Origin of the sequence: Streptomyces cellostaticus, assembly GCF_001513965.1 — a bacterium.
GTDB lineage: Bacteria > Actinomycetota > Actinomycetes > Streptomycetales > Streptomycetaceae > Streptomyces > Streptomyces cellostaticus.
In genome coordinates this window covers 17,778-27,299 of sequence record NZ_KQ948067.1, presented here as the reverse complement: position 1 = coordinate 27,299, position 9,522 = coordinate 17,778, and the positions used below count along the sequence as shown (strand labels likewise).

The 9,522-nt window shown below is 68.6% G+C and carries 11 protein-coding genes and 1 pseudogene; 5 read left to right on the top strand and 7 right to left on the bottom strand.

The window, feature by feature from the left end; translation table 11 throughout:
* Positions 1–351 precede the first annotated feature (351 nt).
* Positions 352–627 (top strand): hypothetical protein, encoded by a 276-nt coding sequence (locus AQI88_RS40940; RefSeq protein ID WP_067010718.1) that lies wholly within the window; start codon positions 352–354, stop codon positions 625–627.
* A gap of 233 nt (positions 628–860) precedes the next feature.
* Here AQI88_RS40940 and AQI88_RS40935 read toward each other — a convergent pair whose 3' ends face one another.
* Positions 861–1,070, bottom strand: a complete 210-nt coding sequence (locus tag AQI88_RS40935) for a hypothetical protein (protein WP_067010716.1) — start codon at positions 1,068–1,070, stop codon at positions 861–863.
* A 370-nt stretch (positions 1,071–1,440) separates the two neighbouring features.
* On the opposite strand from AQI88_RS40935, the pseudogene AQI88_RS40930 reads away from it, so the two are divergent.
* The 3 genes and pseudogenes from AQI88_RS40930 to AQI88_RS40920 all read left to right on the top strand — a co-directional run.
* A pseudogene (locus tag AQI88_RS40930) lies at positions 1,441–1,908 on the top strand (tyrosine-type recombinase/integrase); the annotation flags it as partial.
* Between the two features lie 241 nt (positions 1,909–2,149).
* A complete protein-coding gene (locus AQI88_RS40925) occupies positions 2,150–2,479 on the top strand; it encodes a deoxyxylulose-5-phosphate synthase (protein ID WP_067010715.1) in 330 nt (109 codons plus the stop codon).
* Positions 2,476–3,261, top strand: a complete 786-nt coding sequence (locus tag AQI88_RS40920; protein ID WP_067010713.1) for an SMI1/KNR4 family protein — start codon at positions 2,476–2,478, stop codon at positions 3,259–3,261. The genes AQI88_RS40925 and AQI88_RS40920 overlap by 4 nt, the downstream gene beginning before the upstream one ends.
* Here AQI88_RS40920 and AQI88_RS40915 read toward each other — a convergent pair.
* From AQI88_RS40915 to rpsB, 6 genes are all read right to left on the bottom strand, one after another.
* Positions 3,258–3,704 (bottom strand): SRPBCC family protein, encoded by a 447-nt coding sequence (locus tag AQI88_RS40915; RefSeq protein ID WP_067010711.1) that lies wholly within the window; start codon positions 3,702–3,704, stop codon positions 3,258–3,260. The genes AQI88_RS40920 and AQI88_RS40915 overlap by 4 nt on opposite strands.
* A 143-nt stretch (positions 3,705–3,847) precedes the next feature.
* Positions 3,848–5,014, bottom strand: a complete 1,167-nt coding sequence (locus AQI88_RS40910; RefSeq protein ID WP_079058155.1) for a phosphatidate cytidylyltransferase — start codon at positions 5,012–5,014, stop codon at positions 3,848–3,850.
* Positions 5,014–5,571: a ribosome recycling factor gene (frr, locus tag AQI88_RS40905; protein ID WP_067010723.1), complete on the bottom strand. Its 558-nt coding sequence runs from the start codon at positions 5,569–5,571 to the stop codon at positions 5,014–5,016. The genes AQI88_RS40910 and frr overlap by 1 nt, the downstream gene beginning before the upstream one ends.
* 184 nt (positions 5,572–5,755) lie before the next feature.
* Positions 5,756–6,514 (bottom strand): UMP kinase, encoded by a 759-nt coding sequence (gene pyrH, locus AQI88_RS40900; RefSeq protein ID WP_067010707.1) that lies wholly within the window; start codon positions 6,512–6,514, stop codon positions 5,756–5,758.
* Between the two features lie 203 nt (positions 6,515–6,717).
* Positions 6,718–7,554 carry a translation elongation factor Ts gene (gene tsf / locus AQI88_RS40895; RefSeq protein WP_067010705.1) on the bottom strand — a complete coding sequence of 279 codons (837 nt, stop codon included), beginning with the start codon at positions 7,552–7,554 and terminating at the stop codon, positions 6,718–6,720.
* Between the two features lie 158 nt (positions 7,555–7,712).
* Positions 7,713–8,609, bottom strand: coding sequence for a 30S ribosomal protein S2 (gene rpsB, locus AQI88_RS40890; RefSeq protein WP_067010703.1), 897 nt, complete (start codon positions 8,607–8,609; stop codon positions 7,713–7,715).
* Positions 8,610–8,881: 272 nt separating this feature from the next.
* Here rpsB and AQI88_RS40885 point away from each other — a divergent pair, with 272 nt between their 5' ends.
* Positions 8,882–9,451: a M23 family metallopeptidase gene (locus AQI88_RS40885; protein WP_398697728.1), complete on the top strand. Its 570-nt coding sequence runs from the start codon at positions 8,882–8,884 to the stop codon at positions 9,449–9,451.
* The last annotated feature ends 71 nt before the right edge of the window (positions 9,452–9,522 follow it).

Below are 9,522 nucleotides of genomic sequence, written 5' to 3'. Positions count from 1 at the left end.
ATTACGGCCGTTTTCGGACCGCTGTCGACTTCATGGCGGGCGCTGTCGGTTGCTGTCGCTGCTGTACGGAGGGGGGCGTGCGCCTCATCATCACCAGAGCCACCACCGGGGTAAGTGCCCTTGACCTGCCGTGGTGATGCTTGTCGCGGTTGCTGGTCCAGGGCGGGGGAGCCCGTAGACGGCCGCGACTTACCAGCCGGTCGGGCACACATCGGGCACGCGTTCAGCTGCACGGATTGACGCAGCCCAAGCCGTGATCCTATTGTCCGCCTTGCGCGTGGTTGCAGCCGACGGCAATGAAAGCCGACCGGATTCTGATTAATGCTGAAATCTGAGTAAGTGAGGGTAGTCGTGGGGGTGCTGCTCTCGTACCTGGTCCTTTTAATTATTGAATGCGGCTTGATGGCGCTGCAGATTATCGGCGCGTTCCTGCTCATGTTGAGTGCCGCTCTGTTTATCCTGCGCTTCGCTATTGCGCGCAAGCGTCGACCCGATGGCCACTTCCCGAAAGCGACACCAGTGGCGCCATATGTGCTTGGCGGCATCGGCATTTGCTTGCTGGTGCCTACTTCGGCAGCGCTCTTCATCGGGAAGGAGTTGGGCATTTTTGAAACCTGGGCGATATAGGCCGAAACCGTTGTGGTCTGCGGGAGCATCGTCGGCCTGCCGAGGCTGGTAGCGGTAGGCTGCGGGCGCGGTGGTTGCTGCACCTTGCTGCTGTACATCACCAGTTCGGAAGATCGCGTATGCGGATCGGGGCTGAGCTGGCGAGACGCTGACCTGCGCGTTCCCGGGGTGCTCACCGATGTTCCCCGTTGTTCCCCGTCGCTTGCCGTCCGATCGGGCACGTGGGGGACACGCTAGTCGCTCGGCTTGGTGACCTGCTGCCAGCCGTCGACGGACCGTGTGAAGAAGAGCACGCGATAGACGTCGCGGGTCCACACCGCAGCCCCTTCCCCGTACTCAGGAAGCGCTTCGAACGCCTCTTCTTCCGAGTCGAAGCTGTACTTGCGTCCTTTCGCGTCCCGGACCATCCACTCTCTGCCGGGCACCCCTGCCAGTCCGACCATGACGATCTTCCCTCCTCAGTGATGCGGGCGGCCGTAGCTTCAGGTTGCCTCCTTTGGGCTGGAGCTACCCTTCCGCACCCCAAACCCGCCCAGCGCACCATCTGGCCAGTCAGCGGGCCACGCGGTCGGTGGAGCCTTAAATGGGCGAGTCAAGCCGCTGGGTGCGATCAGTAGCCGAAGTACTGATGGACGGTGGTAATGGTGTGACCGCTTCTCCCACGCAGCTCTTTAGGATGCTGCGCGGAGTCGGCAAGTTTCCCCAGGAGTAGAAAGGTGAGCCAGGCCTGATTCGCGCGGGCGGCGGAGTCTCAACGCCCCAGTCAAGCGCCGCTGCCCAAGCCCCGTCGGGCGGGCACGCGAAGGGTACGGGCCGCTGCCGCCTTCGGTCGCCGAGGCCCTGCGGGCCCACATGGACGCCTTCAAGCCGGTCGAGATCACGTTGCCCTGGCGCAAGCCGGACGGCCCGAAGGTGTCGGCCCGCCTCCTGTTTACGAACACCGCGAGCGGGCTCGTCTGGCGCAGCAACTTCAACATCCAGGAGTGGAAGCCCGCTCTCGCGGCTGCTGGCTTGATCGCGGAAGCCGGGACGGACGGCAAGTACCAGTCCGCTCATGAGCACGGCATGCACGCGCTGAGGCACTTCTACGCCTCGGTGCTGCTGGACGCCGGCGAGAGGATCAAGGCCGTCAGCGAGTACCTGGGGCACGCCGATCCGGGGCTGACGCTGCGGGTGTACGCACACCTGATGCCGTCGAGCCAGGAGCGTACGAGGAAGGCCGTGGATCGGGTGCTTCTGCCGGCCCCGCGCAAGCCTGACGGCCCAGAGACGGCCCAGTGACCCACACCAGGCCCCCTATCCGCGCCGAACGCGCTGGTAGGGGGCTTATTGCTGCCCAAGTACTGCCAGTTCTCCGGGCTTAGGCATGGCTGTACCAGTGTCGCAGATCCAATTGGGTGACCTGTAGGGTGACCTGTTGGGTGACCTGTTGGGTGACGCATTCGATGTCGAACCACCAGGCGCCCGCGCCGGAATCGGAAACCCGCTTGGCCGGGCCCTGCGGGCTCCCTACGCTGAGCGCATGCCTCCCGCCAAGACCTCGTACGTCTGCCTGCCCTGCCGGGTCTCGTACAAGCAGCGGTACGACCCGTGGCGGGAGCGGAGCTGCCCGCGCTGCGCGGGCGCGCTGATCTACGCGGGCTCGGCCTTCGCCGCGCCCCCGAAGCGGGACCGGGCCGCCTGGCGGACGCTCACGGTGCTGCTGAACGCGGGCGTGGGATTCCACAAGAGCTGCTGCGGCGGCCCCGGCTACCGGCCACGCACCCTGCGCGAGGTGCGCGAGCGGCTGACGTACGCCCGCCGCACCGGAGAGCCGGCCGCGACGGCACTCGGCCGGGCCGACCTGCCGTGACGAGCCTGGACGACCTCACCCGGGCCGTTCCCCCGCCCGTCGATCCGGCCGACGCCCGCGGGGACTGGGCCGAGGCGGAGGCGCGGCTCGGGGTGCGGCTGCCCGAGGACTACAAGCTGCTGGCCGAGACGTACGGCCGGGGCGAGTTCTGCGACTACCTGTGTCTGCACACGCCGTTCGGGACCGCTCCGCAGGGCGGTCTGGAGCGGTACGAGGGTCTGCTGGTCTGGGGCACCACGGTGGACGCCGACCGGCTGTGCTGGCGTACCGAGGGGGAGCCCGAACAGTGGCCGGTGGTGGTGCGGGGCCGGGGCATCGGGCGGGAGGAGTTCGCGCCGAGCGCGGCCGGGTTCGTCGAGGGGTGGGTGACGGGGCGGGTGCGCTCCGCGGTCCTGGCCGGCCTGGAGCCGGACCTGGCGCCCTGGTTCGACGCCTTCCGGCCCCGGCTGCACCGGTACCTGCGGCTGTCCGAGGGCTCACGGCCGTACGCCGAGCGGCTGCGGATCCTGCGGGACGTGCTGGCCCCGACCGTGGACCGGGGGTCGTGGCAGTCCGAGGACGGCGAGCAGGGCCAGGACCACTTCGCCACCGCCGGCCCGGACTGGCACCTCACCTACGACCGTTCCCGCCCGCACCAGATCCGCGTCTCCTTCCCGCCCGCGGACCGCACCCAGGTCCGCGACCGCCTGTTCGCGGCCGTACGGCTCATGGGCTGCACGCTCCTGGAGATCACCACCGCCGGGGGCCTGCCACTGGCGGACTGGGACGCCGGCGACGCCTAGCCTGCGGTGTGTTCCAGCCGCTCCTTGAGCAGTTGCTCGTTGCGCGGGAGTTCCCTGCGCACCTGTGGCCGTACGACGAGGGGCAGCAGCACCCTGCCGATGCCCCGGCCCTCGAAGTCGAGGTCCATGGTCACGTGGGCGCGCCCGTCCGGCAGGGGTGTGACCTCGCCGTGGACGCTGCCGCGGACAGGTCCGTCGATGCCGCGCAGGCCCCAGGAACGCGGCGGTTCGAACTCGGTGACCTGCATGGTCATCGGCATGTCCCGGAGGCCGACGTGCCGGGTGACCCGGATGCGGGAGCCGAGACCGAACGGGCCCTCGTCCAGCTGCTCGACCGAGACCGCGCTCGCCTGCCATTCGGGCAGGTGGGAGGGGTCGCTGAGGTACGCCCAGACGTCGCCGGGCGTCCGGTCGACATCGATCTCCTCGTGGAAGCCGGACATGACGCCCTCCTTCCGGTGAGTTTACATCCCTTACATCCGGAATCGTCCCACTCGGCCGTTCGTACGACCATCCCTCTCCGGGTACGACGACGGGCCCCGCCCTGCACGCAGGACGAGGCCCGGAAGCCGCACGCGGACGGCCCTCACACGGAGCCGACGAAAGCCACCATCAGCAGCCACACCACCGGAGCCGTCGGCAGGAGCGAATCCAGCCGGTCCATGATCCCTCCGTGCCCCGGGAGCAGCGTGCCCATGTCCTTGATGCCCAGGTCACGCTTGATCATGGACTCGCCGAGGTCGCCCAGGGTGGCGCTGGCCGCGACCGCGAGGCCCAGCAACAGGCCCTGCCACCAGCTGCCCCGTTCGATCAGGAACTGCATGCACAGCGCGCCCGCGACCATGGCGAACAGCACCGCGCCGAGCAGGCCCTCACGGGTCTTGCCGGGGCTGATGCGCGGCGCGAGCTTGTGCTTGCCGAAGCGCCAGCCGACGGCGTACGCACCCGTGTCGCTGACGACCGTCAGGAGCAGGAAGGTGAGGACGCGCCAAGGGCCGTCGTGGGCGGCGAGCATGAGCGCGACGAACGTGGCCAGGAAGGGCACGTAGAACGCCGCGAAGACGCCCGCCGTGACGTCCTTGAGGTAGCCCTCGGGCGGCTCGGTCATCCGCCAGACCAGGACCGCGAGCGCGGTCAGGGCCATGGCGACCCAGGCGCCCTCGGCTCCCCGCACGTACCCGGCGACCACCATCGCCGCACCGCCGACCGCGAGCGGCACGAGCGGCGCCTTGATGGCCTTGCGCTCCTGGAGCCTGCTGGTCAGCTCCCACAAGCCCACGACCACGGCGACCGCGACCACGCCGACGAACACGGGCTTGTAGATGAACAGGGAGGCGACGATCACCACACCGAGCCCGACACCGACCCCTATGGCCGCGCTCAGGTCACGGCCCGCGCTCTTCTTCTGCGGCGCTGGCGCCGGCTGCGGGGCGTCGGGCATGGGCTCCGGATTCTGCGAGTGATTCTGTGCGGGACTCTGACTGGGACTCTGGGTGGGGTTCAGCGTCGGAATCGGCGCCGGATACGGCGTCTCTTCCCGGAACAAGGGACCGCTCAGCCGAGCGGCCCCCCGGTCGTCGTCCTGGTCTCCGGCGTACGCGGGTCCGTCGGGCACGATGGGCATGGGGCGAGTCTGCTGCGCCTGAGGCGCATCGTACGCGGGACCCGCCGGGGCAGCCCCCTGGACAGGCCCACGCTCAGTGGGCCCCCAGTACCCGGATTGCGGCGGCACCCCCCAGGAAGAGTCGCTCATCAGACTTCGAGCAGCTCCGCTTCCTTGTGCTTGAGGAGCTCGTCGACCTGAGCGACGTACTTCGACGTCAGCTCGTCCAGCTCCTTCTCCGAACGGCGGCCCTCGTCCTCGCCGACCTCGCCGTCCTTGATCAGCTTGTCGATGGCGTCCTTGGCCTTGCGGCGCACGGAGCGGATGGACACCCTGGCGTCCTCGGCCTTGCCCTTGGCGACCTTGATGTAGTCGCGACGGCGCTCCTCGGTCAGCTCGGGGAACACCACCCGAATGATGTTGCCGTCGTTGCTGGGGTTGACGCCCAGGTCGGAGTCGCGGATCGCCTGCTCGATGTTGCGCAGCGCGGTCTTGTCGAACGGCGTCACGACCGCCATGCGCGGCTCCGGCACGGAGAACGAGGCCAACTGGTTGATCGGCGTCGGGGCGCCGTAGTAGTCGGCCACGATCTTGTTGAACATCGCCGGGTGCGCACGGCCGGTGCGGATCGCGGCGAAGTCCTCCTTGGCGACCACGACGGCCTTCTCCATCTTCTCCTCGGCCTCGAGGAGGGTCTCTTCGATCACCACTTGCTCCTGCGTGTCTTGAGTAAGGCCCGGCTGCGGTTCCTCGTCGGGGCGGCGGCCGGCTGCGTCGCGTCTTCTTCCTGCACGGTTCCCGACCGGCAGGCCATTGTCCATCCCCCGGCCAGGGTGCGTCCCGTCCGTCCCCCGGACAGGTGTCGTACCCCGGGCGAAAGGGGTGTGCCGGTCAGGCCCGGCTGCCCTGGTCACCCACCAGCGTGCCGATCTTCTCACCCTTGACGGCCCGCGCGATATTGCCCTCGGCGAGCAGCTCGAACACGAGGATCGGCAGCTTGTTGTCGCGGCACAGCGTGATGGCGGTGGCGTCGGCGACCTTGAGGTCACGGGTGATGACCTCGCCGTAGCCGAGGGCGTCGAACTTGACGGCGTCGGGGTTGGTCTTGGGGTCGGAGTCGTAGACCCCGTCCACACCGTTCTTGCCCATGAGCAGCGCCTCGGCGTCGATCTCCAGGGCGCGCTGGGCGGCGGTGGTGTCGGTGGAGAAGTACGGCATGCCCATACCGGCGCCGAAGATGACCACGCGGCCCTTCTCCAGGTGGCGCACGGCGCGCAGCGGGATGTACGGCTCGGCGACCTGACCCATGGTGATGGCGGTCTGCACCCGGCTGTCGATGCCCTCCTTCTCCAGGAAGTCCTGGAGGGCGAGGCAGTTCATCACGGTGCCGAGCATGCCCATGTAGTCGGAGCGGGCACGGTCCATGCCGCGCTGCTGGAGTTCGGCGCCGCGGAAGAAGTTGCCGCCGCCGATGACGACCGCGATCTCGGCGCCGTCCCGGACGACGGCCGCGATCTCGCGGGCGATCTTGTGTACCACGTCCGGGTCCACGCCCAGGCCCCCGCCACCGGAGAAGGCCTCTCCGGACAGCTTCAGCAGAAACCGGCCGCGTACTTTGCCGTCGTCGCTCTTCTGGGCCTTGGTGGTCATGGAGATCCCGCCTCTTTCACGTGTTGCACATACGAAGAAGGCCATTGCCGGTGGGGTCGCTTTTCGCTCCCATGCGCGGCAATGGCCTCCTCGTCAGTTCTGCTGCCGTCCGCCACAAGCCCGGGTACGGCGGTGTGCGCGGACGACTGCTGTCGACCCTACCGAGATTTCCCCGAGGATCGCGCGTCGATCGCGGTACGGACTCAGATGCCGACCTTGATGCGCGTGAAGCGCTTCAGGGTGACACCGGCCTCGTCCAGCACCTTCTGGACCGACTTCTTGTTGTCCAGCGCGTACGGCTGGCCGAGCAGCGTGGCGTCCTTGAAGAAGCCGTTGACGCGACCCTCGACGATCTTGGCGATCGCGGCCTCGGGCTTGCCCTCGGCGCGGGTGGTCTCCTCGGCGATGCGGCGCTCGGACTCGACGACCTCGGCCGGGACGTCCTCCTTGGTGAGGTACTTCGGCGCGAAGGCGGCGATGTGCTGCGCGATGCCCTTGGCAACCTCGGCGTTCGGCTTGTCCAGCTCGACCAGGACACCGATCTGCGGCGGCAGGTCGGGCATGGTGCGGTGCATGTAGGCGAGCACGAAACCGTCGGCGAACTGCGCGAAGCGGTCCAGGACGATCTTCTCGCCGAGGTTGGCGTTGGCCTCGTCCACGAACGCCTGGACGGTCTTGCCGGCCTCGATCTCGGAGGCGAGCAGGGCCTCGATGTCGGCCGGGGAGGTCTTGGCGACGTGCTCGGCGATGGCCTTGGCCACGGCCTGGAACTTGTCACCCTTGGCGACGAAGTCCGTCTCGCACTTCAGCTCGACGAGGACGCCGGAGGAGTTGTCGTCGGCGATGATGGAGACCACGGCGCCGTTCTCGGCGGAGCGGCCCTCGCGCTTGGCGACGCCCTTCTGGCCCTTGATGCGGAGCGCCTCGACGGCCTTCTCGACGTTGCCCTCGGCCTCGTCCAGCGCCTTCTTGCAGTCCATCATGCCGGCGCCGGTGAGCTCACGGAGCTTCTTGACGTCGGCGGCGGTGTAGTTCGCCATGAGTCTGTGAGTCTTTCTAGAAGTCTGGAAGATCGAAGATCTACGGGGTCTACGGCCCCCATGTAGTCGGGGGCCGCTGACTCTCCGCCGACCTACGGGTGAACGGCGGGAGCGGACTTCATGTCGCCGCTCCCGCCGTCAACTCTGACGCTGACGGGTCAGGCCTGCTCGGCGTCCGCGGCCGGAGCAGCCTCGGCGGCCGGAGCCTCAGCCTCGGGGGCCTCGGCGGCGGGAGCCTCAGCAGCAGGGGCCTCGGCCGGCTTCTCGGCCTCGTCGGCCTTCTTCTCGCCCTCGAGCAGGTCGCGCTCCCACTCGGCGAGCGGCTCGCCCGCGGCCTTCTCGCCCTTGTCACCGGTGGCGACGCGAGAGCGGGAGATGAGGCCCTCGGCGACCGCGTCGGCGATCACACGGGTGAGCAGGGTGACGGAGCGGATCGCGTCGTCGTTGCCCGGGATCTTGTAGTCGACCTCGTCGGGGTCGCAGTTGGTGTCGAGGATCGCGACGACCGGAATGTTCAGCTTCCGGGCCTCACCAACGGCGATGTGCTCCTTCTTGGTGTCCACGATCCAGACGGCGCTGGGCACCTTCTGCATCTCGCGGATACCGCCGAGGGTCTTCTCCAGCTTGGCCTTCTCGCGCGAGAGCACGAGAAGCTCCTTCTTGGTCAGACCCGACGCGGCGACGTCCTCGAAGTCGATCTGCTCGAGCTCCTTGAGGCGCTGCAGACGCTTGTAGACGGTCGAGAAGTTGGTGAGCATGCCGCCCAGCCAGCGCTGGTTGACGAAGGGCATGCCGACGCGGGTGGCCTGCTCGGCGATGGCCTCCTGCGCCTGCTTCTTCGTGCCGACGAACATGACCGTGCCGCCGTGGGCGACGGTCTCCTTGACGAACTCGTAGGCGCGGTCGATGTACGACAGCGACTGGAGCAGGTCGATGATGTAGATGCCGTTGCGCTCGGTGAAGATGAAGCGCTTCATCTTCGGGTTCCAGCGACGGGTCTGGTGACCGAAGTGGACGCCGCTCTCCAGCAGCTCCCGCATCGTGACGACGGCCATGGCCGTATCTCCTTGATTTTCTCGGTTGTGCCGCGGATGCCGGATGGCTCCCGCGCCTGACGCCCGCGATGCGCCGTGCCACAAAGGACCGAGGGGCGCTGACACCGGCTTTTGATCACCAGGTGTCGGGGCGTGCGAAGTCGACCCGGTGACCCGGATCGCCAGAAGAAGTGTACGGGACCGACGGGGCACCGGGTGACGCCGCTCTCCACAACCGGTGAGTAGTCCACAGATCCCGACCGTGATCGGCGGGGATGCGGGACGGTTTTCGCATGCGACGAGTGATGCGATGCGTGGCCTGGTGGGCCGGCTTGCTGCTGGCCCCGGTGATGACGGTGCTGGCTCCCCTGGCCTGGGCTTCCCTGCCCCCACCTGCCCGGGAGGCACCAGTCCCGGCCGTCGCCCGCGGCTGGCCGGTGGGCACCCGCCCGGTGGTGCTACGGGGCTGGGAGCCGCCCGCGACGGTGTACGGCGCCGGGCACCGCGGCGTGGACCTGGGCGCACCACCCGGCGCGCCGGTACGAGCGGTTGCGGCCGGCCGGGTGACGTTCGCGGGCCGGGTGGCGGGACGGGGCGTGGTGTCGGTGGAGCTGACCGGGACGGGCCTGCGGACGACGTACGAGCCGGTGAGTCCGTCGGTGGAGAAGGGAGCTGCGGTGGAGCCGGGCGAGGTGGTGGGCACGGTCGAAGCCACGGGGTCGCACTGTCCTGGTACATGCGTGCACTGGGGTCTGCTCAGGGGCGAGACCTACCTGGACCCGTTGTCCATGCTTCCGCCCTCGCTGCTGCACAACGGGCCGTCCCGATTGCTACCGGTCCTGGGGGTACCGACCCCTGCGTAGCTGCGGGCAGTCGTGCCTCCCCCAGCGCCTTAAGGGCCTGGGGGGACCCCAGGAGGCACGGGTGGGCGCAG